31 protein-coding genes are annotated in these 26,415 nt (G+C 63.7%); 17 read left to right on the top strand and 14 right to left on the bottom strand.

Features of this window, described 5'->3' with window-relative positions; all coding sequences use genetic code 11:
* Nucleotides 1-29 precede the first annotated feature (29 nt).
* The 5 genes from BLEFHOIH_RS26280 (at nt 30) to BLEFHOIH_RS15705 (ending at nt 4,570) form a co-directional block, all read left to right on the top strand.
* Nucleotides 30-785, top strand: a complete 756-nt coding sequence (locus BLEFHOIH_RS26280) for a hypothetical protein (RefSeq protein WP_125461736.1) — start codon at nt 30-32, stop codon at nt 783-785.
* Nucleotides 782-1,696, top strand: coding sequence for a ParA family protein (locus tag BLEFHOIH_RS15715; protein ID WP_170937187.1), 915 nt, complete (start codon nt 782-784; stop codon nt 1,694-1,696). The genes BLEFHOIH_RS26280 and BLEFHOIH_RS15715 overlap by 4 nt, the downstream gene beginning before the upstream one ends.
* Nucleotides 1,635-2,054 carry a hypothetical protein gene (locus BLEFHOIH_RS26275; protein ID WP_125461735.1) on the top strand — a complete coding sequence of 140 codons (420 nt, stop codon included), beginning with the start codon at nt 1,635-1,637 and terminating at the stop codon, nt 2,052-2,054. The genes BLEFHOIH_RS15715 and BLEFHOIH_RS26275 overlap by 62 nt, the downstream gene beginning before the upstream one ends.
* A gap of 88 nt (nt 2,055-2,142) precedes the next feature.
* Complete coding sequence (gene proB, locus BLEFHOIH_RS15710) at nt 2,143-3,264, top strand: glutamate 5-kinase (protein ID WP_088346971.1); 1,122 nt, start codon at nt 2,143-2,145, stop codon at nt 3,262-3,264.
* A 61-nt stretch (nt 3,265-3,325) separates the two neighbouring features.
* Complete coding sequence (locus tag BLEFHOIH_RS15705) at nt 3,326-4,570, top strand: glutamate-5-semialdehyde dehydrogenase (protein ID WP_245297034.1); 1,245 nt, start codon at nt 3,326-3,328, stop codon at nt 4,568-4,570.
* Between the two features lie 6 nt (nt 4,571-4,576).
* On the opposite strand, the gene BLEFHOIH_RS15700 is transcribed toward BLEFHOIH_RS15705, so the two are convergent.
* On the bottom strand, nt 4,577-5,353 hold the full coding sequence (locus tag BLEFHOIH_RS15700; RefSeq protein ID WP_088346970.1) for a hypothetical protein: 777 nt from the start codon (nt 5,351-5,353) through the stop codon (nt 4,577-4,579).
* A gap of 187 nt (nt 5,354-5,540) precedes the next feature.
* Between BLEFHOIH_RS15700 and BLEFHOIH_RS26270 the strand changes: the two genes are divergently transcribed.
* Nucleotides 5,541-6,029, top strand: coding sequence for a hypothetical protein (locus BLEFHOIH_RS26270; protein WP_125461734.1), 489 nt, complete (start codon nt 5,541-5,543; stop codon nt 6,027-6,029).
* A 22-nt stretch (nt 6,030-6,051) separates the two neighbouring features.
* Here the strand turns inward: BLEFHOIH_RS26270 and hisF are convergent, their stop codons facing one another.
* The 5 genes from hisF to hisA are packed head-to-tail and all read right to left on the bottom strand — an operon-like array spanning nt 6,052 to nt 8,999.
* Nucleotides 6,052-6,825, bottom strand: coding sequence for an imidazole glycerol phosphate synthase subunit HisF (hisF, locus tag BLEFHOIH_RS15695; protein ID WP_088346969.1), 774 nt, complete (start codon nt 6,823-6,825; stop codon nt 6,052-6,054).
* 4 nt (nt 6,826-6,829) lie between these two features.
* Nucleotides 6,830-7,099, bottom strand: a complete 270-nt coding sequence (locus tag BLEFHOIH_RS15690) for a hypothetical protein (protein WP_210191655.1) — start codon at nt 7,097-7,099, stop codon at nt 6,830-6,832.
* 57 nt (nt 7,100-7,156) lie between these two features.
* Nucleotides 7,157-7,390: a DUF433 domain-containing protein gene (locus BLEFHOIH_RS15685; protein ID WP_088346998.1), complete on the bottom strand. Its 234-nt coding sequence runs from the start codon at nt 7,388-7,390 to the stop codon at nt 7,157-7,159.
* A gap of 38 nt (nt 7,391-7,428) precedes the next feature.
* Nucleotides 7,429-8,271, bottom strand: coding sequence for an arginase family protein (locus BLEFHOIH_RS15680; protein ID WP_088346968.1), 843 nt, complete (start codon nt 8,269-8,271; stop codon nt 7,429-7,431).
* A complete protein-coding gene (gene hisA, locus BLEFHOIH_RS15675) occupies nt 8,268-8,999 on the bottom strand; it encodes a 1-(5-phosphoribosyl)-5-[(5-phosphoribosylamino)methylideneamino]imidazole-4-carboxamide isomerase (RefSeq protein WP_088346967.1) in 732 nt (243 codons plus the stop codon). Before hisA ends, BLEFHOIH_RS15680 begins: the two co-directional genes overlap by 4 nt.
* Before the next feature lie 135 nt (nt 9,000-9,134).
* On the opposite strand from hisA, the gene BLEFHOIH_RS15670 reads away from it, so the two are divergent.
* Nucleotides 9,135-9,509, top strand: a complete 375-nt coding sequence (locus tag BLEFHOIH_RS15670; RefSeq protein WP_088346966.1) for a hypothetical protein — start codon at nt 9,135-9,137, stop codon at nt 9,507-9,509.
* Here BLEFHOIH_RS15670 and hisH read toward each other — a convergent pair.
* The 3 genes from hisH to hisB form a co-directional block, all read right to left on the bottom strand.
* Nucleotides 9,493-10,149 carry an imidazole glycerol phosphate synthase subunit HisH gene (gene hisH, locus BLEFHOIH_RS15665; RefSeq protein WP_088346965.1) on the bottom strand — a complete coding sequence of 219 codons (657 nt, stop codon included), beginning with the start codon at nt 10,147-10,149 and terminating at the stop codon, nt 9,493-9,495. The genes BLEFHOIH_RS15670 and hisH overlap by 17 nt on opposite strands.
* Nucleotides 10,146-10,649, bottom strand: a complete 504-nt coding sequence (locus tag BLEFHOIH_RS15660; RefSeq protein WP_088346964.1) for a DUF2628 domain-containing protein — start codon at nt 10,647-10,649, stop codon at nt 10,146-10,148. The genes hisH and BLEFHOIH_RS15660 overlap by 4 nt, the downstream gene beginning before the upstream one ends.
* A 135-nt stretch (nt 10,650-10,784) precedes the next feature.
* Nucleotides 10,785-11,378, bottom strand: coding sequence for an imidazoleglycerol-phosphate dehydratase HisB (hisB, locus tag BLEFHOIH_RS15655; RefSeq protein WP_088346963.1), 594 nt, complete (start codon nt 11,376-11,378; stop codon nt 10,785-10,787).
* Nucleotides 11,379-11,539: 161 nt separating this feature from the next.
* Here hisB and hslV point away from each other — a divergent pair, with 161 nt between their 5' ends.
* Both hslV and hslU read left to right on the top strand, forming a co-directional pair.
* The gene (gene hslV, locus BLEFHOIH_RS15650) at nt 11,540-12,109 is read left to right on the top strand and encodes an ATP-dependent protease subunit HslV (RefSeq protein ID WP_088346962.1); all 570 of its coding nucleotides are present in this window, start codon (nt 11,540-11,542) and stop codon (nt 12,107-12,109) included.
* A gap of 25 nt (nt 12,110-12,134) precedes the next feature.
* The gene (hslU, locus tag BLEFHOIH_RS15645; RefSeq protein WP_088346961.1) at nt 12,135-13,445 is read left to right on the top strand and encodes an ATP-dependent protease ATPase subunit HslU; all 1,311 of its coding nucleotides are present in this window, start codon (nt 12,135-12,137) and stop codon (nt 13,443-13,445) included.
* 17 nt (nt 13,446-13,462) lie between these two features.
* Here the strand turns inward: hslU and BLEFHOIH_RS15640 are convergent, their stop codons facing one another.
* A complete protein-coding gene (locus BLEFHOIH_RS15640; RefSeq protein WP_088346960.1) occupies nt 13,463-14,146 on the bottom strand; it encodes an ABC transporter ATP-binding protein in 684 nt (227 codons plus the stop codon).
* A 335-nt stretch (nt 14,147-14,481) separates the two neighbouring features.
* Between BLEFHOIH_RS15640 and BLEFHOIH_RS15635 the strand changes: the two genes are divergently transcribed.
* The 5 genes from BLEFHOIH_RS15635 (at nt 14,482) to BLEFHOIH_RS15615 (ending at nt 18,955) form a co-directional block, all read left to right on the top strand.
* Nucleotides 14,482-14,979, top strand: coding sequence for a Fur family transcriptional regulator (locus tag BLEFHOIH_RS15635; protein WP_088346959.1), 498 nt, complete (start codon nt 14,482-14,484; stop codon nt 14,977-14,979).
* An 11-nt stretch (nt 14,980-14,990) separates the two neighbouring features.
* Nucleotides 14,991-15,818: an ATP-binding cassette domain-containing protein gene (locus BLEFHOIH_RS15630; protein WP_088346958.1), complete on the top strand. Its 828-nt coding sequence runs from the start codon at nt 14,991-14,993 to the stop codon at nt 15,816-15,818.
* The gene (locus BLEFHOIH_RS15625) at nt 15,811-16,608 is read left to right on the top strand and encodes a metal ABC transporter permease (protein WP_210191653.1); all 798 of its coding nucleotides are present in this window, start codon (nt 15,811-15,813) and stop codon (nt 16,606-16,608) included. The genes BLEFHOIH_RS15630 and BLEFHOIH_RS15625 overlap by 8 nt, the downstream gene beginning before the upstream one ends.
* A 92-nt stretch (nt 16,609-16,700) precedes the next feature.
* On the top strand, nt 16,701-17,954 hold the full coding sequence (gene ispG, locus BLEFHOIH_RS15620; protein ID WP_088346957.1) for a flavodoxin-dependent (E)-4-hydroxy-3-methylbut-2-enyl-diphosphate synthase: 1,254 nt from the start codon (nt 16,701-16,703) through the stop codon (nt 17,952-17,954).
* Between the two features lie 173 nt (nt 17,955-18,127).
* Nucleotides 18,128-18,955, top strand: coding sequence for a DUF2541 family protein (locus BLEFHOIH_RS15615; RefSeq protein WP_170937186.1), 828 nt, complete (start codon nt 18,128-18,130; stop codon nt 18,953-18,955).
* Nucleotides 18,956-19,007: 52 nt separating this feature from the next.
* Here BLEFHOIH_RS15615 and msrA read toward each other — a convergent pair whose 3' ends face one another.
* The 4 genes from msrA to BLEFHOIH_RS15595 form a co-directional block, all read right to left on the bottom strand.
* Nucleotides 19,008-19,598, bottom strand: coding sequence for a peptide-methionine (S)-S-oxide reductase MsrA (msrA, locus tag BLEFHOIH_RS15610; RefSeq protein WP_088346955.1), 591 nt, complete (start codon nt 19,596-19,598; stop codon nt 19,008-19,010).
* Between the two features lie 36 nt (nt 19,599-19,634).
* The gene (gene msrB, locus BLEFHOIH_RS15605; RefSeq protein ID WP_088346954.1) at nt 19,635-20,156 is read right to left on the bottom strand and encodes a peptide-methionine (R)-S-oxide reductase MsrB; all 522 of its coding nucleotides are present in this window, start codon (nt 20,154-20,156) and stop codon (nt 19,635-19,637) included.
* 210 nt (nt 20,157-20,366) lie between these two features.
* Nucleotides 20,367-20,921, bottom strand: a complete 555-nt coding sequence (locus tag BLEFHOIH_RS15600; protein ID WP_245297033.1) for a peroxiredoxin — start codon at nt 20,919-20,921, stop codon at nt 20,367-20,369.
* A 203-nt stretch (nt 20,922-21,124) separates the two neighbouring features.
* A complete protein-coding gene (locus tag BLEFHOIH_RS15595; protein ID WP_088346953.1) occupies nt 21,125-22,654 on the bottom strand; it encodes an AMP-binding protein in 1,530 nt (509 codons plus the stop codon).
* A 248-nt stretch (nt 22,655-22,902) separates the two neighbouring features.
* Here BLEFHOIH_RS15595 and BLEFHOIH_RS15590 point away from each other — a divergent pair, with 248 nt between their 5' ends.
* From BLEFHOIH_RS15590 to BLEFHOIH_RS15575, 3 genes are all read left to right on the top strand, one after another.
* A complete protein-coding gene (locus BLEFHOIH_RS15590) occupies nt 22,903-23,451 on the top strand; it encodes a sigma factor-like helix-turn-helix DNA-binding protein (RefSeq protein ID WP_088346952.1) in 549 nt (182 codons plus the stop codon).
* Nucleotides 23,448-24,236: a hypothetical protein gene (locus BLEFHOIH_RS15585; protein ID WP_088346951.1), complete on the top strand. Its 789-nt coding sequence runs from the start codon at nt 23,448-23,450 to the stop codon at nt 24,234-24,236. The genes BLEFHOIH_RS15590 and BLEFHOIH_RS15585 overlap by 4 nt, the downstream gene beginning before the upstream one ends.
* A gap of 428 nt (nt 24,237-24,664) precedes the next feature.
* Nucleotides 24,665-26,365, top strand: coding sequence for a DUF262 domain-containing protein (locus BLEFHOIH_RS15575; protein WP_088346949.1), 1,701 nt, complete (start codon nt 24,665-24,667; stop codon nt 26,363-26,365).
* The last annotated feature ends 50 nt before the right edge of the window (nt 26,366-26,415 follow it).

The following is a 26,415-nucleotide window of genomic DNA, read 5'->3' as shown; positions in this document are numbered from 1 at the left end:
TATTGAATTGACGAGTTAGAGTATGCGTTTTGGATCACGAGCTTTTTTTTGAGATATTGCCAAGCAACGGCGAGCCGATAAGTCGGGCGGCAGCGACCGTATTGATGGCTGAAAAACTCGGCCGCGCTCTGAATGAGCACGACGTCGATGAAATGATTTGGGCGCTAGAAGCTCGCGTATTGTTTGATCGTACCAAGCATGAATTGAGGCGTTCGCCCGCGCCGTTTGAACTCCCCCAAACAATAGACAATGAAACTCACTTGGAGGGGTGGTTTGAACGGTATCTGCTCCGAGAGGCTTCGGACGTTTTCTTTCCTTTTAAACCCCCGAGCCTGAGCCTTGTCGTTGAAAACACGGCACGCAGAGGACGGACGACCGGAATATATAGGCGCCCCGATCTCTGCATGGCAAGCATCTCGCTATATCATTACTCGCCGGTTGCTCGCTTCGATCTGTTTGCATTCGAGCTAAAAATGGAAGATGGGTGCGGCGCGCGTTCGGTAATGCAAGCAAAATCCTACACAGACTTCGTAAATTACTCATATGTTGTCCTTTACTTGCCGTCTGGCTCTCTTTATTCTAGACATCTTCCATACATGTATGAGCAGGCAAGAGGGCAAGGCATAGGCGTTGTCCTTATCTCGGATCCTCGTCGGGATGACGGATACCAAATCGCCATTGCAGCCAACCGTCATGATCCACATCCTGGAAAAATCGATAACTTTATCGAAGAACGATTCAGCGATTCCAGTAAATCGGCGCTAAGAAAATGGGTTCGATTATGAGTAAACTGATTCCTATAGTGAATATGAAGGGTGGAATTGGGAAGACAACTATTGCTGTATCTTTTGCCGAAGCATCCGCCGCGATGGGCAAAAAAACATTAGTTATCGATTTAGATCTTCAGATCAACGCAAGCATCACCCTCATTGGTGATTGTGAAGATGAGTTTCTGCCGTGGCGCCGCCATCATACAATCGAGGATTATCTCGAAAATCGATGGCAAGGGAAGGCTCCTAGCCCTCACATTTTCTTCCTTAAGTACGGACAGACCCACCTCCTTTGCGGCAGTCCATCGCTCACGATCTTTGAACGGCGTCTGCTCGTCGCCTGCAATAATGTTTGGCAGGCGAAAAGCTATCTTTCTCAATGGATGAACGAGATTTTGCAGGAAGCGAGAAGCAAGTTCGACCTGATCATATGCGACACTCCTCCTGGCCTTTCATTGCTGTCCGAGGCTGTTATTCGAGCAGCAGACAAAATCATAGTTCCGCAAGTCCCTGACCGCCTTTCGACACAAGGCTTACAACTATACGCAAGATATCTTAGAGATGATCTGTTGTTGCCAGCGATTGCAGAGCGGACAAACGTATTCATCAATCGATTCAATCAAGCGCAGGGGGTGTCAAAGGATTATACTACCCAGATACTGCTTGACGCAGGCAGGCCACTATTCCCGTACAGGTGTTTCAAGAATCGGTATAGGGACAGCGTCTCGTTTAAAAAGGCCATGGATAGGTCAAATTTAGGCGATTTACGAAATCTATCATTTCGAAACCTGTGGGGCGAGGCTTCAAACGAGGTAATCGCTGCCACACGTGAGTTGTGGGAACTTCTTGGTTGGATAGAAGAGCATGAGCGCGAAAACGGTGTCGCACCTCGCCCAGAAATCGGCACGACTCTCCAGTATAACTGATCAGCATCAAAATAAACTGCGGAAGACGCTCGATCAGTGGTTTTTTGGGGAGTTTGTGAAGGCAATGAAGCTGCCTTTGCTTCGTAAGATTTACGAGGCGGGTGCATACGATGTTTTTGTCGAGTTGCTGCAATTAAGAAGTGACGCAGATCTCGTCGCTATTCTCGATAAAGTCGACAAATACAACGCTGACGTGCAGATGTATTCGACCAAGCAAGCACTTGTTCATATAGAGCAACTGGCCAAAGGTCAAGCCAAACCCTGGCCAAAACCCAAAGACAATTCACAGCGGGCGGGTAAAGCTGCGCCAAGCGCCTCCAAAAAGTCGGGTGGAGTAATTAGGGACTCGAAATATTAAGGGCCGCGCTCCCAAAACATCCCCCTTGCACCCCGCCCCGCTTCCTTCTAACCCATCCCCACACCCTGCAACCCATGGACCCCGTCCCATGCGCGAAGAATGGAGCGGCGCGCGCCGTATCGTCGTCAAGATCGGCTCGGCGCTGCTGGTCGAAAAAGACAGCGGCAAGCTCAAATCGGACTGGCTGTCGGCGCTCGCCGACGACGTCGCCGCGCTCAAGGCGCAAGGCCGCGATTTGCTCATCGTCTCGTCTGGCGCGATCGCGCTCGGACGGCGGGCGCTCGGCCTGCCGAAGGGGCCGCTGAAGCTGGAGGAGAGCCAGGCCGCCGCCGCGGTCGGGCAGGTGACGCTCGCCCGCGCCTATCAGGAGATGTTTTCCGCGCGCGGCATCACCGCCGCCCAGATCCTGCTGACCCTCAGCGACACCGAGGAGCGCCGCCGCTATCTCAACGCGCGTAGCACCGTCTCGACCCTGCTGGCGCTCGGCGCGGTGCCGGTCGTCAACGAGAACGACACCGTCGCCACCACCGAAATCCGCTATGGCGACAACGACCGGCTGGCGGCGCGGGTCGGCTCGATGATGAGCGCCGATTGCGTGGTGCTGCTCTCCGACATTGACGGCCTCTACACGGCGCCGCCCGCCCAGGACGCTACTGCGCGCCGGCTGGACGTGGTGGACGAGATCACGCCGGAGATCGAGGCGATGGCGGGCGATGCGGGCAGCGAGCTGTCGCGCGGGGGGATGATCACCAAGATCGTGGCGGCCAAGATCGCGGTCGCGGCGGGGGCCAATCTGGTCATCACCAGCGGCAAGATCCTCAACCCGCTGAAGGCTTTGGGCGAGGGCGCGGCCTGCACCTGGTTCCTGGCGCGGGCCAATCCGATGATTTCCCGAAAACGCTGGATCGCCGGGTCGCTGGAGCCGCGCGGCATCGTGACCATTGACGCCGGGGCGGCGGCGGCGCTGGATGCCGGGCGCAGCCTGTTGCCGGCGGGCGTGACCAGGCTCGACGGCAGCTTCGACCGGGGCGACGCCGTCATCATCCGCGACGCCGGCGGGCGCGAACTCGGACGCGGGCTGATCGCCTATTCCCGCCGCGACGCGGAGCGGCTGGTCGGGCGCAAGAGCGGTGAAATCGAGGGCATTTTGGGCTATCGTGGCCGCTCGGAAATGATCCACCGGGACGACATGGCGCTGAACAGGAGCTGAGATGTCCATTGTGAGCATGGCCAAGCCCGATGCCGCCGACAGCGGCGACCTCGGCCTGCAAATGCGCGAGATCGGGCGGACGGCGCGCGCGGCGGCGGCCAAGCTCGCGCTCGCCTCGGCCGACGCCAAGAACGGCGCGCTGCTGACCATGGCCGCCATGCTGCGCAATTTCCACGAGCAGATCCTGATCGCCAATGCGGAGGATGTGGACGCGGCGCGCAAGGCCGGCCGGCTGCCCTATTTCATCGACCGGCTGACGCTCAATCCGGCGCGCATCGAGGCCATGGCCAAGGGCCTGGAAGACATCGCCGAACTGCCCGACCCGGTCGGCGAGGTGATCGCCTCCTGGACCCGGCCGAACGGGCTCGTCATCGAGCGTGTGCGGGTGCCGCTCGGCGTCATCGGCATGATTTTTGAGAGCCGCCCGAACGTGACCGCCGATGCGGGCGGGCTCTGCCTGAAGTCGGGCAATGCCGTCATCCTGCGCGGCGGCTCGGACGGGCTCGCCTCGACGCGCGCCATCCATGCCGCGATGGTCGCCGGGCTGCGCCAGGCCGGGCTCGACGAAGCCGCCATCCAGATCGTCGACCGCGCCGACCGCGAGGCTGTGGGCATGATGCTCGCCGGCCTCGACGGCGCCATCGACGTGATCGTGCCGCGCGGCGGCAAGAGCCTCGTCGCGCGCGTGCAGCAGGAGGCGCGGGTGCCGGTCTTTGCCCATCTCGACGGCGTCAACCATGTCTATGTGCATGAGGCGGCCGATCCCGAGATGGCGCGCGCCATCGTGCTCAACGCCAAAATGCGCCGCACCGGCGTCTGCGGCGCGGCCGAGACGCTGCTGGTCGACGAGGCCGCCGCGCCCGCCAATCTCGCGCCCCTGATCGGCGCGCTGATCGAGGCCGGCTGCGAAGTGCGCGGCGATGCGGCGGCGCGCGCGGCGGACGCCCGCGTCAAGCCGGCGAGCGAGGAGGATTGGGGCACGGAATATCTCGAGGCCATCATCGCGGTGAAGACGGTCGCCGGGCTCGAGGCCGCCATGGCGCATATCGCCCGCTACGGCTCGCAGCACACCGACGCCATCGTCACCGAGGACGACGCCGCCGCCGAGCGCTTCCTACGCGAGGTCGACAGCGCCATCGTGCTGCACAACGCCTCGACACAGTTCGCCGATGGCGGCGAATTCGGCATGGGCGCAGAGATCGGCATCGCGACCGGCCGCTTCCACGCGCGCGGGCCCGTCGGCGCCGAACAGCTCACCAGCTTCAAATACCGCGTGCGCGGCACCGGCCAGTTGCGGCCGGTTTAGCCGCCCTTAGGAATTCTGCCGACGCGGGTTCTGGTAGAGATCGGTCTCATGGGTCTCGATCTTGGCGTCCACTTCGCCGTGCTTGATGCCGCGTACCAGCTTGCGGATATGCCGCTCGGCAGCGGCGCGGAAGCGGAGCATGCCGCAAAAGAGCTGCAAGGTCGCGTTCAGCCGCGGATTGTCGTGGTCCTCGCGGATGCGCACGTCCCAGCGGCCGCCCAGATTGAGCACGCGCCCGTTCAGATGGCCGATCTTGCCGCCCTTTTCGTCGAACAGTGAATAATCCGCGCCGATGGCGATCCAGTCGCGGCGCAGGCGATAGAAGCGCGCCTGTTTGCCCTCGATCAGGAAGAACGAATAATCCTCCGGCATCAGCGGCCATTTATGCGCCGAGCGCTCGACACTGATCAGTTGCTCATGCCCGGCGAGATTGACGGTGAAGGCGGCGACCGGGAAGCCATGCGCGCCGATGGTCAATTGCAGGCTGCGGCCCAGCAGCATGTCCATGGTGCCGCGCCAATTCATCGCCTCGGAGAACAGCTTTATGACGAGGCGCTTGTTCATGCCCTCGGCCTCTTCCCACAGCGCGCGGCGATAGGTGAGCAGGCTGGTGCGCTCGCCGTTGACGTCGACGGCGCCGATAATGTCGGAATCCTTGCTGAACTGGCGCGATTTCGCCCGCTGGCGCGTGTGCTGGAAGATGCCGATCTCGGTGGCGTTGAGATCGGTCCACCACATGTCGACGGTGTATTCCGAGTAGCCGAGTGCTGCGCTGCTCGCCATTGAGGTCCCCGCGTGCTGCGAATCATTCGTTAAATGTTGAGCGATTGCGGCCCGGTAGGCTAGGGGGGACAAGTGGTAGACGCATTGATCCACAAGTTGGGAGCGGCCAAGCCTATACGCGCGGATTGAACAGGCGTGTTGGGTGCACCCGACTCGTTTAAAATGAGCCTCTTCGCTGGAGGTTATTATGGCTACTTTCTTTCATTGCGCGCCGAACAAACTTGACGTTGGCACCGCAATACTCCCTGGAAATTGGGGTCGGATCATAAGGACAGCCTATCCGGCCGCAACCAATAACATCCCGATTACCTACAGAGAGGCGTTGTTTGAATACGCTAGACAGCTTTTTGCTGCTGATAAAGTTAGCCGCTTAAATTGTGTATTTGTTTTAGAGAGTTTTGAAGCTGCGACAAAGTTCAGAAACACACATCAATTGGCTAACATTATATATGAAGTTGAGCCTAGTGGCCTAACCGAAGGAAATCATCGTTCAGACTATGATCTGACAAATTGGCCACAAGAGGGGCAATGCTTTGATTGGGTTTATGATCGAGCAAGGCGTTACTGGCTCGGCGTTGACATTCAGAACGCCGAGGTATTGCTGCCCTGTCCAGTAAAAATTATTTCGCTACCTGAGGGGTATCGAAATCCAGCGAACTCACAAGGTGACGCATAAAGGCGCGCATCTGCGCATGCCCTCAATCCATCCGCATGGCGATGCCGGCGGCGGCCATGTGGCGCTTGGCTTCGCCGATGGAATGGTCGCCGAAATGGAAGATCGAGGCGGCCAGCACCGCGCTGGCATGGCCGTCGCGCACGCCGTCGACGAGATGGTCGAGCGTGCCGACCCCGCCCGAGGCGATCACCGGCACCGTCACGGCGTCGGAGATGGCGCGGGTCAACTCGATGTCGAAGCCGGCGCGGGTGCCGTCGCGGTCCATCGAGGTGAGGAGGAGTTCGCCTGCGCCGAGCGCCACGACTTCGCGGGCGTAATCGATGGCGTCAAGGCCGGTCGGATTACGGCCGCCATGGGTGAAGATCTCCCAGCGCGGCGGCTCGCCTTCGGCCGAAACGCGCTTGGCGTCGATGGCGACGACGATGCATTGCACGCCGAATTTTTCCGCCGCCCGCGCCACGAACTGCCGGTCGGTGACGGCGGCGGTGTTGATCGACACCTTGTCCGCGCCCGCCTGCAGCAACCGGCGCACATCCTCGACCGCGCGCACGCCGCCGCCGACGGTCAGCGGCATGAAGCAGCGCTCGGCCGTGCGGGTGACGACGTCGAAGATGATGCCGCGATTTTCGTGGCTGGCGGTGATGTCGAGGAAGCAGAGTTCGTCCGCGCCGGCCGCGTCATAGGCGGTCGCGGCCTCGACCGGATCGCCCGCATCGCGCAGATCGACGAAATTGACGCCCTTGACGACGCGCCCGTCCTTGACGTCCAGGCAGGGTATGATGCGGGTGGTTAGCATGCGTCTACACGATCTCTCGAAACTCGCCAGGAATGACCTTCTGTAGCGTGCGAAGCAATTCGGGCGCAAGCGGCAGCAGATCAGCAAGGCGGTTGCTCGACGCCCGGAGCACAATCACGGCAAAGGGCCGGCCGGGAATGTTTTGCTGATACCGAAGATTGGCGTCGGTCGTGACCAATAGATCGAAGCGGCCGTCCATTCTGTCCAGAAGCTCAGCGTCGCGGCATTGGTGCAACTCGGCAAAGCGCACGGTCTGAACCTCGATATCATCCATGGCCTTGAATGCGTGGCGAATCCTGCGGAATGCATTCGTCGAGCAGGATTCTCATGCTCAAGCCGCCTTCGAACCACCTTCGCCGAGGGTGACGGTCTTGGCAGCCAGCTTGATGACCGCGACGGCGTGCTCCCGGCTTACCCCTGGAAATTGCGTAAGGAACGCATTCAAGGAGTCGCCAGCTTCAAGGTAATCAAAAAGTGCGCGCACGGGCACACGCGTGCCGGTGAAGACGGGCGCGCCGCTGAGATAGTCCGGAGAAATGGTAATCAGCGGATCCGGCAAAGACATCATAAGGCTCCTTCGGGAGCATTGTAGCATATTTCGGGTTACCTGCCGATTGCCACCGACTTCGCCCAGCTCTCGCACACCGCCTTGATATGCGCCACGGCGCAGGCGACCGCGCCGTCCTCCTTGCCGATCTCGGGGTCGAGGCCGGTGATTGCAATGGCTGCAAGCGGCAGGGCGGCCGTCACCGCGACGAGATCCGCGCGCACTTGCTCGGGCGAGGGGCCGCCCTCGCCGGCAAAGCGATTGGCGCGCAGTCTTGAGGCGTCGTGCACGTCCATATCGACGTGGATGTAGAGCCGTTCCGCCCCCTCCAGCGCCTCGATGGCGATTTCGGCATCATTCGCCACCACGATGCCGTCATCGTCGATGATCGCCTGTTCGGGCGGGTCGATGTCGCGGGCGCCGTAGAGGCAGAAATTACGGCGGCTGGCGGCGCTGAGGCCGGCCACGTCGATGGCGAGCGCATGCCAGGCGTCGCCGAGCACGATGGCGGCGGCCATGCCGTCGAACATGCCGCTCATGGTGGTGTCGGGCGTGTTGAGGTCGGCATGGGCGTCCATCCAGAGGATGCTGGTGTCTTCGCCGAGGCCGGAAACGGCGCCCAAGGAGGCGACCGCGCAGCTCCCGCAGATGATGACCGCCAGCGCCCCCGCCTCATGCGCCGCCTTGACTCGCGCTGCGATCTGGGCGGCCAGATCGAAGGCGGCGCGCAATTCGCCCGCGCCATCCCCGGTCGCGGCGAGGACATGCTCACGCGCCTCGAGGCCGGCCTTCTTGAGCGCGGGCTTGAGCTGCGCCTTGCGCACCGTATCCGCCATCAGATGCCAGACGGTTCTGCCTGGGTTGCGCGGCCACGTCGCATAGATCAGCTCGACCTTCATGTTGCCCCCCTCACCAGCGCCAGCGCCTCGACCGCATCCAGCCGCCCGTCATAAAGCGCCCGGCCGGCGATCGCGCCTTCGAGCATGGTATAGTCCGGCCGCATCAATTGCCTGATGTCATCCATCCCGGCGAGCCCGCCCGAGGCGATCACCGGGATCGACACTTCGCGCGCCAAAGCGGCGGTCGCATCCAGATTGAGGCCGGTCAGCAGCCCGTCGCGGGAAATATCCGTGTAGATCACCGCCGCAACGCCCGCATCCTCGAAGCGCTTCGCCAGTTGGGCGGCCGTCAATTCGCTCGTCTCCGCCCAGCCCTCGATGGCGACCAGCCCGTCGCGCGCGTCGATGCCCACGGCGACCCGCCCCGGGAAGGCGCGCGCCGAATCGCGCACCATCTGCGGGTCGCGCACGGCAGCCGTGCCCAAAATGACACGGGCAACACCCCGTTCCAGCCAGGCCTCGACCTGTGCCGCAGAGCGGATGCCGCCGCCGAGCTGCACCGGGATTGATAGGCTATCCAATATCGCCCGCACCGCCGCGCCATTGACCGGCTCGCCCTCGAAAGCGCCATTTAAATCAACGACATGCAGGTAATCGAAGCCGATCCGCTCGAAGTCGCGAGCCTGCGCGGCCGGGTCGTCGCCGAACACGGTCGCCTGATCCATCAGGCCCTGGCGCAGGCGCACGCATTGCCCATCTTTCAAATCGATAGCCGGGAACAGCCGCATTCGTTACAATCTGCCTAAAATGGGACACATCCACAAGGGAGAATCCCAAAGTTGAGTCGCGCGTAAAAGTGCGCTCCTTTTGGTATCCGCGTCTGGAGCTGAGTTTTCCGAAATTTTATCGGGCTTAGGGATCCTATGCGGCGCTACATCATCTCCTACGACCTCTACCGGCCGGGCAACAACTATTCCGACTTCACCGGCGAGATCAAGCGGCTGGCCCAGGACTGGGAACATCCGCTCGCCAATCTCTGGATCGTCGAGACGCCGCTTTCGGCCGCTGAGATCCGCGCCCTGCTCGGCGATCATCTGGTCACCGGCGACAAGCTCTATATTTGCGAGGCGGGCGACGATTTCGCCGGCATGGATGTCGGCCCCGGCACGCCCGCGCGGATGACCGCCGTCAACTCCTATGAGCGCGCGCCGGTCAGGCTGCTCGCCAATGTGCTGTCGCAGACGGGCGGCAATAATGCGCGGGCCGCCGAGTCGCGCCTGCTTACGGCCGCCACCTGAGGAAATTGGCGATCAGCCTGAGACCGAGCTTCTGGCTCTTCTCGGGGTGAAACTGGGTCCCGGCGACATTGTCCTTGGCGACGATCGCCGTGACCGGGCCGCCATAATCCGCTTCCGCCAGCACTTCGCCGGGAGCGGTTTCGGTCAGCGCGTAGGAGTGGACGAAGTAGGCGTGCCAGCCGTCCGGGCCGGTCGGCACGCCCTCCAGCAGCGCATGATCGCGCGCCGCGTTCAGCGTATTCCAGCCCATATGCGGGATTTTTAGCGCCGCATCGTCCGGCTCGATCATCCGCACATTGCCCTTCACCCAGCCGAGCCCTTCCGTGACGCCGTGCTCGTAGCCGCGCTCGGACAGAAGCTGCATACCGACGCAGATGCCCAGAAACGGCTTGCCCTGCCGCTTGACGCCTTCGTCCAGCGCTTCGAGCATCCCGTCGACCGCGCTGAGCCCTGCCCAGCAATCCGCATAGGCGCCGACGCCCGGCAGCACGATGCGCTCGGCGCCGCGCACGGCATCGGGATCTGATGTCACGAGGATGCGATGGCCGGTCCCGGCTTCCGCCGCCGCGCGCTCAAAGGCCTTGGCGGCCGAATGCAGATTGCCCGAGCCGTAGTCGATGATGGTGAGGTCCATGCTCATCCCCCATGTGAAGGGAACATCCCGATGACCGGGATGCCTTGCGAGCGCGCCGGATCTCCGCCGATGGGCGCGCCGGTTGCGGCCATGGCCGTCATGCGGGCGCGGTCGCTCTGCGCTTCCGGCAGCCATTCCTCGAGAAAGCGCCGCTCGGTCTCGGGCAGATTGCGGCCGGAGACCACGCCCTTCAGCACATAGCCGCGCCGCTCCAGCGAGGCGCGGTAGATGTCGCGCGCCTCAAAGCCGAAGATCAGATTGATGACGAGCCCGCCCCAGGCAATCACCTGCTCGTTGACGCCGAGCAGCCCGAGGCCGACGACCAGCCCGACGCTGAGCAGCACATAAACCAGCAGCCCGCGCCACAATCCATTGAACAGCAGCCAAAGCCCCGGCGCGAGGAACGCCCAGATCGAAAAGCCTTCCTTGAGGAACACCAGCTTGCCCGCGCGCTCCTCGATGTCTTCCGGCGCCACGCGCGGTTCATGCACCGTGTATGTCTGCACCGGCTATCCTTTCTGCCATGCTGGAGCGGGATGAGGAAAAGTGGATACCGATTTTCCGCTCGTCATCCCGCTCTAATATAAGATCGAGATCACTGTTGATGATTTTGGATTGGATGAATCCAAAATCAGCGTGATCTAGCCCCCGAGCGTGCCCTTGGTGGTCGGGAGCTGGTCTTTCTGCGCCGCGTCGATGGCGATGGCCGCCCTCAGCGCTTTCGCGAGGCCCTTATAGCAGGTCTCGGCGATATGATGCGAGTTCTCGCCGTAAAGATTTTCGATATGCAGCGTGATCCCCGCATTCTGGGCAAAAGCCTGGAACCATTCGCGGAACAGCTCGGTATCCATCGTGCCGATCTTCTGCGTCGGGAAGGCGACCTTCCAGATCAGGTAGGGCCGGCCGGAAATGTCCAGCGCGACGCGGGTCAGCGCCTCGTCCATCGGCAGATAGGCCGACGCATAGCGGGTGATGCCGCGCTTGTCGCCGAGCGCCTTGGCCACGGCCTGCCCGAGCACGATGCCGCTATCCTCGGCGGTGTGGTGCTGGTCGACATGCAGATCGCCGTTGGCGCTGAGGCTGATATCGATCAGCGAATGCCGCGCGAGCTGTTCCAGCATATGGTCGAGAAAGCCGACGCCGGTCGAAACGTCGTAGACGCCGGTGCCGTCGAGATTGATCGCGGCGGTGATTTCCGTTTCCTTGGTCTTGCGGTCGATGCTGGCTTTGCGCATGGTTCCGGTCCAATCTGTGGGGCTGTCCGCATGCGGCTGAATGGACGGGCGGACGGCGCACCCCGCAAACATCTCAATAGCGCTCGCAGCTTAATCGTGAAAGCTTGATATCAGATACACCGTTTACGATATCCAGCCCAGCTTTCTCACGTCGGGTGAATATGACCGAACACGCTTCGAATTTCCCGCACTGGCACGGCACGACGATCCTCACCGTCCGCAAGGGCAACAGGGTAGTGATCGCCGGCGACGGCCAGGTCTCACTCGGCCAGACCGTCATCAAGGGCAATGCACGCAAGGTGCGCACGCTCGGCAAGGGCAATGTCATATCCGGCTTTGCCGGCGCCACCGCCGACGCCTTCACCCTGCTGGAGCGGCTTGAGGCCAAGCTCGACCAATATCCCGAACAGCTCCTGCGCGCCTGCGTCGATCTCGCCAAGGATTGGCGCACCGACCGCTATCTGCGCCGCCTCGAGGCGATGATGATCGTCGCCGACCGTACCGATACGCTGGTGCTGACCGGCACCGGCGATGTGCTGGAGCCGGAATTGCACGTCATGGGCATCGGCTCGGGCGGCAATTACGCGCTGGCGGCCGCCCGCGCCCTGCTCGACACCGACATCGACGCCGAGGCGATTGCGCGCAAGGCCATGGCGATCGCGGCCGATATTTGCGTCTATACGAATAACAACCTCATTGTCGAAAGCCTTCCGTCTGTCGATAAGAGATGAATTCTAGGAAATCTGGCTGGGCCGCATGACCGATTTTTCCCCACGCGAAATCGTTTCCGAACTCGACCGCTATATTATCGGCCAGAATGACGCCAAGCGCGCCGTGGCCATCGCCCTGCGCAACCGCTGGCGCCGTCAGCAGCTTCAGGGCGAGATGCGCGAGGAAGTGCTGCCGAAGAATATTTTGATGATCGGGCCGACCGGCGTCGGCAAGACCGAGATTTCCCGGCGGCTGGCCAAGCTCGCCAATGCGCCCTTCCTGAAGGTCGAGGCGACGAAATTCACCGAAGTCGGCTATGTCGGGCGAGACGTGGACCAGATCATCCGCGATCTGCTGGAGATCGGCGTCAGTTTGGTGCGGGACGCAAAGCGCAAGGAAGTGCAGGCGAACGCGCATCTTTTGGCCGAGGAGCGGGTGATTACCGCCTTGGTCGGCCCGAATGCCTCCCCCTCGACGCGCGAGAGTTTTAGGAAGCGCCTGCGCTCGGGCGAGATGGACGACAAGGAGATCGAGGTCGAAGTGGCCGATACCGGCCCCGGCGGCGTGCCGAGCTTCGAGATCCCGGGAATGCCCGGCAGCCAGATCGGCATGATCAACCTCAACGAGATGCTCGGCAAAGCGCTCGGCGTGCGCACCAAGAAGCGCAAGACCAGCGTGCGCGACAGCTATGCGTTGCTGATCAACGAAGAGTCCGACAAGCTGCTCGACAACGACCAGATCATCCAGGATGCGATTGCGGTCGTGGAGAATAACGGCATCGTCTTCGTCGACGAGATCGACAAGATCTGCGCCCGCTCCGACCGGGTCGGCGCCGATGTCAGCCGCGAGGGCGTGCAGCGCGACCTGCTGCCGCTGATCGAGGGCACGACGGTCGGCACCAAATACGGGCCGGTGAAGACGGATCATATTCTGTTCATCGCCTCCGGCGCGTTCCATGTCGCGAAACCGTCCGATCTGCTGCCGGAATTGCAGGGCCGCCTGCCGATCCGCGTCGAGCTGAATGCGCTGACGCGGGAGGATTTCCGCCGCATCCTGCGCGAGCCGAAAGCCAGCCTCATCAAGCAATACGTGGCGCTGATGGCGACCGAAGGCGTCACCTTGGAGTTCACCGAGGAAGGCATCGACGCCCTCGCCGACATCGCCGTGCAGGTGAATTCCAGTGTCGAGAATATCGGCGCCCGGCGCCTGTCGACGGTGATGGAGCGGGTGCTGGACGAGATTAGCTTCGAGGCGTCGGATCGCGGCAATGGCAGCTTCGTCATCGACGCGGCCTATGTCGCCGCCCATATCGGCGAGCTGGCGAAGAACACGGATCTGAGCAAGTTCATTCTGTAAACGGCGGATAGCCGGGCTTATCCGCCCGCATCCACCAGCGCAATATAGCGGCGCACGACATCGCCCGGCGCGCCGTCTGCCTCCACCCTCCCGGCATGGATCAGGATCGCGCGGTCGTATCCGGCGATCAGATCGAAATCGTGGGTGATGGTGATGATGGTCTGTGCGAGCCCGTCCATTAGGCCAGAAAATCTCCGCCGGGTCGCGAGGTCGAGCGAATTCATCGGCTCGTCGAAGACGATATAGCGCGGCTCCATGATGAGCACTGAAAGCAGCGTCAGCAGCTTCTGCTCGCCGCCGCTGAGCAGATGCGCCGCCGAGTCGCGCCGCGCGGCGAGGCCGTGCGCGGCCAGCATCGCATCCACGCGCGCCGTAATCTCGGCCTTGGGCAAGTTCATATTATGGAGGCCGAAGGCGAGGTCTTCCTCCACAGTCGGCATGACGATCTGGTGCTCCGGATTCTGGAACACATAGCCGACCAGCCGGCGTACCTCCGAGCCGTTCTTGCGTGCCGAAACCCCGTCGACCAGCACCTCGCCCCGCCTCGGCACGACCAGTCCGTTCAGCATCCGGGCAAGCGTCGTCTTGCCCGAGCCATTCGCGCCGATGATGGCGATACGCCGCTCCACCAGGTTCAGCGAGATGTCGCGCAGCACTGGCCGCCCATCAAAATCATGACTGACACCGCTGATTTCGATCATGGCCCCAAGCGCCCGAACCGGCCCATACCGTCGCCCCGGACGGCGCGGAGCGGCGAGCCGTGACCCAATGGTCTGTCGGCACGGCGTTGCATTGATGAGACGCCAATGGGTCCCGGCTCGGCTTCTGGCCGTCCGGGACGACGGGTGTGGGAGGCCTTCGCTCGGGGCCAAACGGCCAGCGCTTTCGCATCGCCGAACCCGCGCCAGCCAGGGGACAAAATGCCGAATCCGGTTGAAGGCAATTCAGGAATTCCCTAAGAGGCAGAATAATGCAATATTGTTACAGACATCTCTAAGCCCCTGTCAGGGATCGATCAGCGATAAGCGCAGCACCCATGCCGGACAATCTTTTTCCGCGTCCCGAGCACGATCACGGCTCCTGCATCGAGCACGCCATCGGGCGCGCGCACGAGATCTGCGCCGAGAAATCCGTGCGGCTGACGGCCCTGCGCGAATCTGTCCTGCGCGTGCTGCTCTCCTCGCATAAGGCGCTCGGCGCCTATGAGATCATCGAGCGGCTGCAAACCGATGGCCGCCGCCTCGCGCCGATCTCGGTCTATCGCATCATCGACGTGCTGCTTTCGGCCGGGCTCGCCCATCGCCTCGAGAGCAAGAACGCCTTTTTCGCCTGCCTGTCCGAGCATGACAGCGCCAATTCCATGCTGGTGCTGGTCTGCGACGGCTGCTACCGCGTCGCCGAAGCCGAAGCGCCCGACGCCTGGGGCGCGATCAAGAGCGTGACTCAGTCCAGCGGCTTCGCCGTCACGGAAACCATTCTCGAAATCCAGGGCACTTGCGCGGATTGCCGCAAGACGACCCGGCCAGCAGCTTGAGGGCGGCTCCGATGGCATTACCAGCGGTCATCCCGCTCCGGCCGAACGGCTCGGAGGACAAACCGGCGCCGGGGGCCGGCGAGGCGCTGGTCACCGGCGACCGCCTCGGCCTGACGCTCAGCGGCAAGACCATTCTCGAGAATGTCGATGTCACCGTCCATGCCGGGGAAATCCTCACTGTCATCGGCCCGAACGGCGCAGGGAAAACCTCGCTCGCCCGTCTCCTGCTCGGCCTGATGCCGCCGACCACCGGCAGCATCGCGCGCGCGCCGGGCCTCAAGGTCGGCTATGTGCCGCAGCGCTTTCCCGTCGACCCCAGCATTCCGATCAATGTCCGCCGCTTCCTGACGCTGACCGTGCGCGTTTCGCCCTCGGCCATACGCTCCGTGTTGCAGGAGGTCGGCGCACTGCACCTGATCGACCGGCCGATTTCCGTGTTGTCGGGCGGCGAGTTCCAGCGCGTCTGCCTCGCCCGCGCGCTGATCGGCGTGCCGCGCCTGCTGGTGCTCGACGAACCGGCCCAGGCGCTCGACTATGCCGGCGAATTGCAGCTTTACGAGCTGATCGGCGACATCCGCCGCCGCCGCGGCTGCGGCATCCTGCTGATCTCGCACGACCTGCATGTGGTGCTCGGCGCCAGCGACCGCGTGCTCTGCATCAATGGCCATGTCTGCTGCGAGGGCGTGCCGGAGAAGGTCGCCAATCACCCCGAATATGCCCGCCTGTTCGGACGCGACGCCGGTAAGGCCGTCGCCGTCTATCGCCACCGCCACGACCACGAGCACGACCTCTCCGGCGCCGTCAAATGCGGCGAAGACTGCGGCCACAAACATGATTGACGATTTTCTGGTGCGGGCGGGCCTCGCCGGCCTCGGCATCGCCTTGCTCACCGCGCCGCTCGGCTGCTTCGTCGTCTGGCAACGCCTCGCCATGTTCGGCAATTCCATCGCCCATTGCGGTCTGCTTGGCGTCGCCCTCGGCATCATCCTCAGCGTCGACCTGACGCTCGGCGTCATCGTCGTGTCGCTGGCGCTCGCCGCGCTGCTGATCGGGATGCAGGGCCAGAAACTCCTGCCCGACGACACGCTGCTCGGCATCCTCGCCCATGCGGCCCTGGCCGCCGGACTGCTCGCGGCGACGCTGATCGGCGGCGCCCGGCTCGACCTGATGGGCTACCTGTTCGGCGACATCCTCGCCGTCTCGGCCGGCGATCTCTGGTGGCTGCTCTGCGGCCTCGCCGCCATTGCCGGCGCGATGATCTGGCTGTGGCGGCCGCTGCTCGCTATCAGCGTGCATGAGGAGATGGCCGCCGCCGAGGGCGTTCCCGTCAATCTGGTGCGCGCCGCCTTCATGCTGCTGGTCGCCTTCACCATCGCGCTCAGCATCAAGCTGGTCGGTATCCTGCTCATCACCTCGCTGCTCATCATCCCCGCCGCCGCCGCCCGCGCTTTCGTGACGACGCCGGAGCAGATGGCGCTCGGCGCGGCGGGCATTTCCATCATCGGCGTGCTGGCGGGTCTGGCCATGTCGCTGCATCTAGACACGCCCGCCGGACCCTCCATCGTGCTGGTGCTGACGGCGCTTTTCATCGCCACCGTCCCCTGGCTCTTGCGCAAAAACCGGGGCTAAGTCCTGCAACCTCTGGCAATTCCCCTCGCTGTCGATTAATTAATGGGTGAGGGCTCATCTCTTTTGGCTGACCGCCAGGAGCACGGGGAACCATGCATAATATTGCCTCAAGACGCCCAACGATCGGCGTGAAAGTCGGAGATGTGATGGTCGGCGGCGGCGCGCCGGTCGTCGTGCAGTCGATGACCAACACCGATACCGCCGATATCGACAAGACCGTGACGCAGGTCGCCCAACTCGCCCAGGCGGGCTCGGAGCTGGTGCGCATCACCGTCGACCGCGACGAAGCCGCCGCCGCCGTGCCGCATATTCGCGACAAGCTGGCCGCGCGGGGCATCAAGGTGCCGCTGGTCGGTGACTTCCATTATATCGGCCACAAGCTGCTCGCCGATCACCCCGCCTGCGCCGAGGCGCTCGATAAATACCGGATCAATCCCGGCAATGTCGGCTTCCGCGCCAAGCGCGACAGCCAGTTCTCCGACATCATCGGCATGGCGCTGAAATACGGCAAGCCGGTGCGCATCGGCGTCAACTGGGGCAGCCTCGACCAGGAGCTGCTTACCAAGCTCATGGACGAGAACGCCGCGTCGGAAGCGCCGATGGACGCGCGCGCCGTGCTGCATGAGGCCATGGTGCAATCCGCCCTGCTCAGCGCTGAGCGCGCCCAGGAACTCGGCCTAGGCGCTGACCGCATCATCCTCTCCGCCAAGGTCAGCTCGGTGCAGGATCTGGTGAGCTGCTACACCATGCTGGCCTCGCGCGGCAATTACGCGCTGCATCTCGGCCTGACCGAAGCCGGCATGGGCTCGAAGGGCATCGTCGCTTCGGCGGCGAGCATCGGTATCCTGCTGCAGCAGGGCATCGGCGACACCATCCGCGTCTCGCTGACACCGGCGCCCGGCGGCGCGCGCACGCTCGAAGTCGAAGTCGCCCAGCAGATCCTGCAGACCATGGGCCTGCGCTCCTTCGTGCCGGTCGTCGCCGCCTGTCCGGGCTGCGGGCGCACGACCAGCACCGTGTTCCAGGAACTCGCCTCCGACATCCAGGCGCACATCGCCGTCAGCATGCCGGAATGGCGGAAAATCTATCCGGGCGTCGAGACGCTGACCGTCGCCGTCATGGGCTGCATCGTCAACGGACCGGGCGAGTCCAAGCATGCCGATATCGGCATTTCGCTGCCCGGCACGGGCGAAACGCCCGCCGCGCCCGTCTTCATCGACGGCAAGAAGGCGATGACTTTGCGCGGTCCGGGCATCGCCGACGACTTCAAGAAGCTGGTGGCGGAGTATATCGAGCGGCGCTATGGGCGCGGCGAGGAGGCCGCTCCGACGCGTGCGGCGGAATAACGCGCCCGCATTTTCGCCGCTTTGTGCAAGCATTTTTGCCCCAATTCCCGGGTCTTGCTCCCTCAGAATTCGTTCAGCTTGACGCGCCTATAGCAGTGCTCGCTGCTAAAAGCGCGTCTGTGCTGCGCGTTTTTTGCATGAATAATGCAAAGCAAGCCCTGTGGAGAGCAAACATGAATTTTGGCGCCAGATTTATTGGCGGGTTGCTTCTATTGTCTGCCGTCGGCCTGTCGACGGCGCAGGCCCAATATCGCGACGGCGACGATAGATGGGAACGTCTGGGATGTTCCGAAGTCGGCCGGCGTGCCGATCGGGACGTGATCGAGGTCGGCCGCCGCGAGGGCCGCTTCACCGCCCTCCGGCTCGAGGCGGAGGGCAATGACGTCAACATTCTCGACCTCACCGTGATCTACGCCAATGGCGAGCCGGACAATATCGACGTGCGCCGCGAAATCCGCGAGGGCGAACGCACCGGCCCGCTCGATCTGCGCGGCCGCGACCGCGCCATCGACCGCATCGAAATCGTCTCCAAGCGCGATTTCCGGGGCCGTGGCCACGGCCCGGCGCAGGTCTGCATCTTCGGCCGCGAAGCCCGCTATGACCGGCATGAATCCCGCGACGACCGCCGCGATGACCGGCGCGATTACGACCGCCGGGACCGCGACGACCGCCGCGGCGGCCATTGGGAAGAGCTCGGCTGCCAGTCCGTCGGCATCCTCGGCGACCGCGACGTGATCCGCGTCGGCCGGCGCGAAGGCCGCTTCAAGGCGATCAAGCTGCTGGTCTCGGGCAATGACGTCAACATCATCGATCTGCGGGTGATCTATTCGAATGGCGCGCCGGACGACATTCCCGTCCGCTCCGAGATCCGCGAAGGCGGCGAGACGCGTCCGCTCGATCTGCGCGGCTATGAGCGCTCCATCGACCGCATCGAGATGATCTACCGCGCCAAGCCGAATTTCCAGGGCAAGGCCCGCGTCTGCGTGGTGGGTATCCAATAGCTCCGCATGGCCGGCTTCGGGGCCTCTCCTCGCGGGGAGGCCCCAGGGCAGCTTACTTCTTGGCGCCCCAGACCGCGTCGAGCCGCGCGTCGCGGCCGCAGCCATAGCGGTAGAACTTATACTTGATCGGATTTTTCAGGTAGTAATCCTGATGGTAGCCTTCGGCCGGGTAAAAGGCCGTCGCGGGCAAAATCTGGGTCTCGACCTTCTTGCCCAGCTTCTCCGACACCGCCTTCAGCGAGGCTTCCGCGAGGTCCTTTTCCTTCTCATTGCCGTAGAAGATCACCGAGCGGTATTGCGGGCCCTTGTCGCAGAACTGGCCGGCGGCGTCGGTCGGGTCGATATTGGGCCAGTAGACCTCCAAAAGCTTCTCATAGCTGACCTTGGAGGGGTCGTAATCGACCTTCACCACCTCGTAATGGCCGGTGGTGCCCGCCGAGACCTGCTCATAGGTCGGGTTGACTTCCGGGCCGCCGGAATAGCCCGATGTGGTGGCGGTGACGCCCGGCGTCTTGTCGAAGGGCGGCTCCATGCACCAGAAGCAGCCGCCCGCGAATATGGCGCTGGCGGTTTGCGGCGACTGGGCCTGGGCGGCGCCGGTCAACAGCGCGAAAATGGCGGCAAAAAGCGCAGCGAAGCGCATGGCGTGTCCTCAATCGTTAAAGCGGCGCGTTATTGTTCAAGCGGGGTTTTTGGTTTCCCCGGCCTCGGATGGCAGGAATGTCATCGCCTCGCCATTCATGCAATAGCGCAGGCCGGTCGGCTTCGGGCCGTCGTTGAAGACATGGCCGAGATGGCCGCCGCAGCGACGGCAATGCACTTCCGTCTGCACCAGCAGCAGGAAGGCGCGGTCTTCGCGGGTGCGGACGGCGTCGTCGAGCGGCTTCCAGAAGCTTGGCCAGCCGGTGCCGCTGTCATATTTGGTCTCGGAGGAAAACAGCGGCAGGTCGCAGGCCGCGCAATCATAGATGCCGGCGCGCTTCTCAGCGTTCAGCGGGCTGGTGAAGGGGTGTTCGGTACCGCGCTCGCGAAGGACGTAGAATTGCTTGGGCGTCAGCGCCTTGCGCCATTCCTCAGGCGTCTTGGTGATCTCGAAACTCTCCTCGGAGGACACGGCCATGGCACCGCCGAACCCCCAGAAAGCCAATGCGGACACGGATAATGCTGCCAAACCGGACAGGACGGTGCGGCGCGTCATCATGACGGGCGTTCCTCATTTTTGAGCCTTACGCAGAATGTGGCGAAGCCGTGTTCAAACACAAGACACGATCCCGTGGCGGCCGGGTGCCGCCGCTTCACGTTTTTGCGGGCGAAGGGGAAGCCAAAGAAGGGCGCGATGGCGCGGATTTAGCCGATTTCGCAGGCGGGGCAGGCGGGGGGGGCGGCGAACGGCCGGCGGCGCCGCGTCCGCCTATCGGGGCCGGCGGGCCTTCCAGGCATTGACGGATGCGAGGGCGGATTGGATATGGCTGCCGGCATCCGGCGCCGTCAGCACCGAGGCGATCTTGCCGTCGGGCGTAATAACATAGGATGTCCGGCTGGCGAAGATGCTGCCGCCGTCTTTCCAGGCCAAGACATCATAGGCCTTGACCACGTCCCCTTTGGGATCGGCGGCGACCGGGAATTTGTCGCGGCAGGCGGTGCGTGAGAACTCGCGCTGGGTCTCGATGGTATCGGCCGAGACGCCGATGACCGAGGAGCCCAGCGTTTCGAATTCCGGCATGGCCTCGGCGAAGAGGTGCGCTTCCTCGGTGCAAACCGAAGTGAAGCTTTTCGGATAGAAGTAAACCACGACGGGGCCGGTCTTGAGCGCCTCGGACAGCGCGAAAGTCAGCGCCTTCCCGCCGAGCGCGGCTTTGGTCGAGAAGACCGGCGCCATCGCCCCGACCGCCAGTTCCGCCTTGGCGAGGGACGGCAGCAGGCCGGCGAGCAGACAGGTGAGGAGGAGGCGCATGAGGCGTGTCATCGATTGCTCCAGATCGCGGGCGAGGCGCCCCGCATTTTTCGGGCCGGTCTTGCCGCCAGCCCCATCCGATGTTTGCCCGCAAAGGGCAGGGCGTCGTCGCCCGTATCGGGCACGCCAATATCTCCATTTTTTGTGACCGAAATCGGCCCGCCATCACCACGCGCCCGGTCTCGAAATCCCCGCTAATGCGGCGCCCCTTACTCTCAAACACGAAAGATCTCGGCGAGACGCGCACGCAGCTCGGTCTTGAGCACCTTGCCGTAATTGTTCTTCGGAAGTTCGGCGAGCGCGATATAGTGCTTCGGCCGCTTGAAGCGGGCGATGTGCTCCCGGCAATGGCTGTCGAGCGCGGCCGGATCAACCGACGACCCTGGCGCCGCGACGATGAAGGCGACGACGTCCTCGCCCCATTCGGGGCTCGCCCGGCCGATCACCGAAACTTCCTCGACGCTGGGATGCAGCAGCAGCGCTTCCTCGACCTCGCGCGGATAGATGTTGCTGCCGCCGGAGATGATGACGTCCTTGGAGCGGTCCTTCAGCGTCAGAAACCCGTCCGCGTCGAGCGCGCCGACATCGCCGGTCCAGAGCCAGCCGTCCTTCAGCGCCGCCGCGCTCGCCGCTTCGTTGCGCCAATAGCCCAGCATCACCGGCGCGCCGCGCACCAGGATCTCGCCGGTCTCGCCCGGCGGCAGCGCCCGCCCGTCGGCATCGGCGACGCGCAGCTCGACGCAAGACTGCGCCGTGCCGACCGAGCCGAGCCGCTCGCGCCAGCGCGGATGCGCGCGGTCGGCGACCAGGCCGCGCGGGAGGGCGGTGATGGTCATCGGGCTCTCGCCCTGCCCGTAGATCTGGATGAAGCGCGGCCCCATCGCGGCGACCGCCTCCTCGATGTCGGAGAGATACATCGGGCCGCCGCCATAGATGATCGAGCGCAAGCCCTCGCCGGTCTCGCCCTGCGCCTTGGCGCGCTCGACGAGGCGGCGGACCATGGTCGGCGCGGCAAACATGGTGATGCCGCCGAGCGCGCGGCCGAGCGCCAGGATTTCCGCCGGATCGAAACCGCCCGAGGCGGGCACGACATGGCGCGCGCCGCGCAGGACATTGACGACATTATACAGGCCCGCCCCATGCGAGATCGGCGCGGCGTAGAGGGCGGCGTCGCCGGGGGGCACGTCGTCCACGTCGGCGAGATAGGCGAAAGCCATGGCATGGAGATTGCCGTTGGAGATCATCACGCCCTTCGGCTTGCCCGTCGTGCCCGACGTGTAGAACAGCCAGGCGAGATCGTCGCGGGCGCGGGGCAGTGGCTCCGCCATCGGCTCGGAGGCGCGGAGCGCGGCGAATTCAGCGCTGTCGATGGCGATCAGCCGTGTGCCGGGAAGCTGGTTCTGAAGTTCATGGCATGTGTCGCTCAGCGCGAAGACCAGCTTGGCCTCGGCATCGCCGATGATCCAGGCCGCTTCCCGCGTATGCAGCTTCACATTGATCGGCACGACCGCCGCCCCCGTGAACCAGACTGCATAGAACAGCTCCAGATAATCCGTGCTGTTCGGCATGAACATTGCGACGCGGTCGTCCGGGCCGATGGCGAATTTCTCGCGCAAAGCCGTCGCCATCCGCGCCGCCCGCCCTGCGAAGCCGGCATAATCCGCAACCGGCCGCTCGCCGTCGAACAGGGCCGGGCTGCTGCCTGCGCGCCGGGCCGACCGAACCAGCCATTCCGCAAGATTCACGCGCTCCTCCTCCCGGTTGCGGGGCTCCAGGCGCCCGCTTACCGCTCCCGCCGATTATAGGCACGAACCGCGAGCGCGCCAAAACACCTCGGATTTTCAGGTCTTTGACGCCCGGCTTCCCCCTTAACGCACTCCATAATGGAGTCCCCTTTTGGGAAATTCGTTCACCAGCCGTAAACCCTTTTCCCTCATAACTTGTATTTGAGGTCTTCTCATTGGTGCTGAATTACAAGTGAGTGAGCCGAGTCATGGGTTACATCGTCGACCAGAAGTCGCAGATCAATTCCGAGCTTGGCCTGATGATGCCGCGGCTGAAATCCTTCGCGGCGGCGCTGACGGGAAGCGAAGCCAAGGCTCAGATGCTGCTGAAATCGACCCGCAATCACATCCTTGCCCGCATGGCCAAGGAGCGTGGGCACACCGCCATGACGCTCTGGGCCTTCACGCAGATGTACAAGATCTGGGTGAGCCGCATGAAGGGCGGTCCCTCCGACCAGCCCGAGCCGGCCGATCCGCGCCTGTTCCAGCCGCGCAGCCGCATGAATGACGGCGGCGCTTCGGCGCGTTTCGCCATGCAGCTTGCGCAATTCGCCCCGCAGCAGCGCGCCACGCTCCACCTCGTCTATGGCGAGCGCCTGTCCTATGACGAGGTCGCCGAGATTTTCGGCGTGCCGGTCGCCGCGATCATCACGCGCCTTTCGAAATGCCACGCCGTGCTGGCCCAGCCCGATGAGCGCGAGCGGAGCGGCTTTTCGCCCGCCGCGCCGAGCGTGCCGGCGCATGGGCGCGCCGCATGATCGATCTGAGCGAAGAGCTGCTGATGGCCTATGTGGACGGCCAGCTCGACAAGCCGCAAGCGGCTGTCGTCGGCCGGCTCTTGCGCGACGATCGCGACCTCGCCTACCGGGTCAGCCGCCTGCAGCAGACCCAGGCCCAGCTCCTCGACACGTTCGGCACCCTGCTGCGCGAGAACATGAGCAGCGCCCAGCGCAATGCGCGCGCGTCCGGCGCCGGCGGCGGCTCGATGCTGACCGGCGGCAGCATCGCGGGCATTGCCTTCGGCGCCCTGCTGCTCCTGCTCGGCGCCTCGGCCGGCTTTACCGGCGCCTATTATTCCGGCCTGGCAGCGAAGCCCGATGCGGCCGGCGTGCAGATGCCGTCCTCGAACTGGCCGGAGGACATCGCCGAATTCCATGCGTTCTTCACCAAGGACACGATCGGCGTCAGCGCCGAGAGCCAGTCCAACCCGGACATGGTGAAGTTCCAGCTCGCGCAGTTGTTCAAGGCTGCGGCGCTGCCCGATTTCTCCAGCGAAGGGCTGAAATTCGCGCGCGGCCAGATGCTGACGCATCAGCGCACGAAGGTGATGCAGCTCATCTATCTCGGCCGCAACGAGCCGCTGGTCGCGCTCTATGTCAGCGCCGGCGGCCTCGACATCCCTATGACGCCCGGCCGCTTCGGCGACGTCAAGACCGTGAGCTGGACCGCGAACGAGCGCCGCTACGTCCTCGCCGCCGACATGCCGGCGCAAGAGCTGAAGGCGCTCGCCGCCGTCGCGCAGGCGCAACTCGGCGGCAAGTGAGCCGGGCGGCAACGCCGCACTCCCAGGCACTATCAATCGTCTCTCACCGTCGCCCCGGCCGTTAGAGCCGGGGCCCACTCGCCTCTCATCTTGCCGCAGCGATTGCGGATGGGCCAAAGGGTCCCGGCTCACCGCTCCGCGGTGTCCGGGACGACCGCCGCGGGCGATTTATGCAGGGTCGAGGTCATGCCTGCGGGCATCCCGGCCGCGTCAATGCGGCCTCGCTCCACGTGGCGTGCGAGGGATGACAGGCGGCGCATCTGCCGGTAAAACAGGCCGCCAGGCACCCAATCCCCCCTGGCCAGCAAACTTTTCGCCCCATCCGCGCTTTTCCGCGAGGCTGTTGCCGCCGCGCAAGCTTTTGGCCGCAGATACATCATGATTTTCGCATCTCTACCGCAGACGAATTTGCTATCATCAGTGCGATAATGACGACCTCCATTTCCAGCCAAGTGATCTCATTGGGGAGCCTGCTGCGCTGCGGCGACAGCTATGTCGTGCCGCCCTATCAGCGCAACTACGCCTGGGACGAAGGCCAGTTCGGCGTGTTCTGGTTCGACATCTCCAAAACCTTCACCGGCGCGGCCCCGGAATATTTCCTCGGCTCGGTGGTCATCAACAACAGTCAGGCGCCCGAGCATGTCGTCATCGACGGCCAGCAGCGGCTGATTACCACCTCGGTGCTGCTCTCGGCGCTGCGCAGCCATCTCAAGAGCGAGGGCCTGACGGCGATGGCGGCGTCGGTCGAGGATTTCCTGATCAAATCCGCGCCGCAGCAGAAGCTGTTCAAGCAGCCCTGCCTCGTCCTCAACAAGACCGATAAGGGCTTCTACGAGAACCACATTTTCCATGCCCGCCCGCTCGCCGAAATGCAGCGGCTGGCGGAGGACGAGCACGCCTCGCCCTCGAACCGCCTGCTGGCGGAATGCTTCTGCTTCATGCACCGCCGCATCGGCGAGATGCGCGATGGCGGCCTCGGCATCGAGGCGATCGCCGACACCATCGTCGGCAGCCTGAACGAGCGCGTCTTCGTCATCCGCATCGACGTGAAGGACGATTACAACGCCTTCCTCTTGTTCGAGACGCTGAACGATCGCGGCCTCGAGCTGTCCGAGGCGGACCTTTTGAAGAACCATCTCTTTGCCGCCTCACGCGACCGGCTCGGCGAGACGCAGCGCAATTGGGAGGTGATGGAGCAGGATCTGGGCAGCGAGCGGCTGATCAAATTCGTCCGCCATCACTGGCTGTCGACGCGCGGCCCCATCGGCGAGCGCGGCCTCTATTCCGACATCAAGGCCGCCATCGCCACGCCCGAGGACGTCGCCGCCTATTCCGAGAGCCTGTGCGATGCGTCCAGCCTTTACGCCGCGCTCTCCGACCCGCGCCATCACCTCTGGGGCGGCTTTCCGAACCAGCAGCAGCCGGCGATCCGCAATCTGGTCGAGGCCATCGAAATCCTGCGGCCCGAGCAGCTTTTCATCGTGCTGCTGGCGGCGCTCGAGGTCGACAAGCGCGGCTTCCTCGAGCTGACCCGGATGCTGGTGAATTTCACCTTCCGCTACAGCACCATCTGCAATCTCAGCCCGTCGGCAATCCTGCAGCCCTTCATCGGCGCCGCCCGCGACATCCGCGAGACCGGCGCGGCGCGCACCGAGGAGCTGTTCAAGAAGCATCTGGCGACGCTCTATCCCGACGACAGCCAGTTCCATTCCGCCTTTTCGCGCAAGGTGATCCGCTCGAACGCGCAGGCGCGCTATGTGCTGGCCCGCATCAACGACCACCTCTCGGCCAAGCCCTCGATGCGCACCGAGGGCGACCGCTTCGCCACCGATCTCGAGCACATCCTGCCCAAGCGCCATAACGGCTCCTGGGAGACCAGCCGGCGCGATTTCCCGGGCGGCATCGACAAATATGTCTACCGCCTCGGCAACATGACGCTGATTTCGGCCGAGCTGAACGGCCGGCTCGGCAATGCCGATTTCGAGACCAAGAAGAAGGTCTTTGACGAGGATTGCCTGGAGATCACGCAGAAGGTGCTCAGCGCCGAGAAATGGACCGCCGAGGAGATCAAGTCGCGCCAGAACTGGCTGGCGAGTCTGGCCTGCAAGATCTGGCGCTATCCGGGGTAGGGGGCCTCGCCCCCTTGCCGGAGCGCGCGGGGGCGGGACGGGGGAAAAGG

Origin of the sequence: Rhodomicrobium sp. R_RK_3 (genome assembly GCF_002198715.1) — a bacterium.
Lineage (GTDB): Bacteria > Pseudomonadota > Alphaproteobacteria > Rhizobiales > Rhodomicrobiaceae > R-RK-3.
This window is presented reverse-complemented; position numbering and strand designations above follow the sequence as displayed.

Bases quoted from the DNA above. Each gene is read 5' to 3' on its own strand.
- BLEFHOIH_RS15715 (WP_170937187.1), top strand. From the start codon at position 782: ATGAGTAAACTGATTCCTATAGTGAATATGAAGGGTGGAATTGGGAAG.
- ispG (WP_088346957.1), top strand. From the start codon at position 16,701: ATGCATAATATTGCCTCAAGACGCCCAACGATCGGCGTGAAAGTCGGA.
- BLEFHOIH_RS15705 (WP_245297034.1), top strand. From the start codon at position 3,326: ATGCGCGAGATCGGGCGGACGGCGCGCGCGGCGGCGGCCAAGCTCGCG.
- hisA (WP_088346967.1), bottom strand. From the start codon at position 8,999: ATGCGGCTGTTCCCGGCTATCGATTTGAAAGATGGGCAATGCGTGCGC.
- BLEFHOIH_RS15680 (WP_088346968.1), bottom strand. From the start codon at position 8,271: ATGAAGGTCGAGCTGATCTATGCGACGTGGCCGCGCAACCCAGGCAGA.
- BLEFHOIH_RS15575 (WP_088346949.1), top strand. From the start codon at position 24,665: ATGACGACCTCCATTTCCAGCCAAGTGATCTCATTGGGGAGCCTGCTG.
- BLEFHOIH_RS15690 (WP_210191655.1), bottom strand. From the start codon at position 7,099: ATGGATGATATCGAGGTTCAGACCGTGCGCTTTGCCGAGTTGCACCAA.
- BLEFHOIH_RS15615 (WP_170937186.1), top strand. From the start codon at position 18,128: ATGAATTTTGGCGCCAGATTTATTGGCGGGTTGCTTCTATTGTCTGCC.
- hslV (WP_088346962.1), top strand. From the start codon at position 11,540: ATGACCGAACACGCTTCGAATTTCCCGCACTGGCACGGCACGACGATC.
- BLEFHOIH_RS26270 (WP_125461734.1), top strand. From the start codon at position 5,541: ATGGCTACTTTCTTTCATTGCGCGCCGAACAAACTTGACGTTGGCACC.
- proB (WP_088346971.1), top strand. From the start codon at position 2,143: ATGCGCGAAGAATGGAGCGGCGCGCGCCGTATCGTCGTCAAGATCGGC.
- BLEFHOIH_RS15585 (WP_088346951.1), top strand. From the start codon at position 23,448: ATGATCGATCTGAGCGAAGAGCTGCTGATGGCCTATGTGGACGGCCAG.
- BLEFHOIH_RS15635 (WP_088346959.1), top strand. From the start codon at position 14,482: ATGCCGGACAATCTTTTTCCGCGTCCCGAGCACGATCACGGCTCCTGC.
- msrB (WP_088346954.1), bottom strand. From the start codon at position 20,156: ATGATGACGCGCCGCACCGTCCTGTCCGGTTTGGCAGCATTATCCGTG.
- hisF (WP_088346969.1), bottom strand. From the start codon at position 6,825: ATGCTAACCACCCGCATCATACCCTGCCTGGACGTCAAGGACGGGCGC.
- hisH (WP_088346965.1), bottom strand. From the start codon at position 10,149: ATGAGCATGGACCTCACCATCATCGACTACGGCTCGGGCAATCTGCAT.
- BLEFHOIH_RS15670 (WP_088346966.1), top strand. From the start codon at position 9,135: ATGCGGCGCTACATCATCTCCTACGACCTCTACCGGCCGGGCAACAAC.
- BLEFHOIH_RS15625 (WP_210191653.1), top strand. From the start codon at position 15,811: ATGATTGACGATTTTCTGGTGCGGGCGGGCCTCGCCGGCCTCGGCATC.
- msrA (WP_088346955.1), bottom strand. From the start codon at position 19,598: ATGCGCTTCGCTGCGCTTTTTGCCGCCATTTTCGCGCTGTTGACCGGC.
- hisB (WP_088346963.1), bottom strand. From the start codon at position 11,378: ATGCGCAAAGCCAGCATCGACCGCAAGACCAAGGAAACGGAAATCACC.
- BLEFHOIH_RS15640 (WP_088346960.1), bottom strand. From the start codon at position 14,146: ATGATCGAAATCAGCGGTGTCAGTCATGATTTTGATGGGCGGCCAGTG.
- BLEFHOIH_RS15685 (WP_088346998.1), bottom strand. From the start codon at position 7,390: ATGTCTTTGCCGGATCCGCTGATTACCATTTCTCCGGACTATCTCAGC.
- BLEFHOIH_RS15590 (WP_088346952.1), top strand. From the start codon at position 22,903: ATGGGTTACATCGTCGACCAGAAGTCGCAGATCAATTCCGAGCTTGGC.
- BLEFHOIH_RS15630 (WP_088346958.1), top strand. From the start codon at position 14,991: ATGGCATTACCAGCGGTCATCCCGCTCCGGCCGAACGGCTCGGAGGAC.
- BLEFHOIH_RS15700 (WP_088346970.1), bottom strand. From the start codon at position 5,353: ATGGCGAGCAGCGCAGCACTCGGCTACTCGGAATACACCGTCGACATG.
- BLEFHOIH_RS26275 (WP_125461735.1), top strand. From the start codon at position 1,635: ATGAGCGCGAAAACGGTGTCGCACCTCGCCCAGAAATCGGCACGACTC.
- hslU (WP_088346961.1), top strand. From the start codon at position 12,135: ATGACCGATTTTTCCCCACGCGAAATCGTTTCCGAACTCGACCGCTAT.
- BLEFHOIH_RS15600 (WP_245297033.1), bottom strand. From the start codon at position 20,921: ATGACACGCCTCATGCGCCTCCTCCTCACCTGTCTGCTCGCCGGCCTG.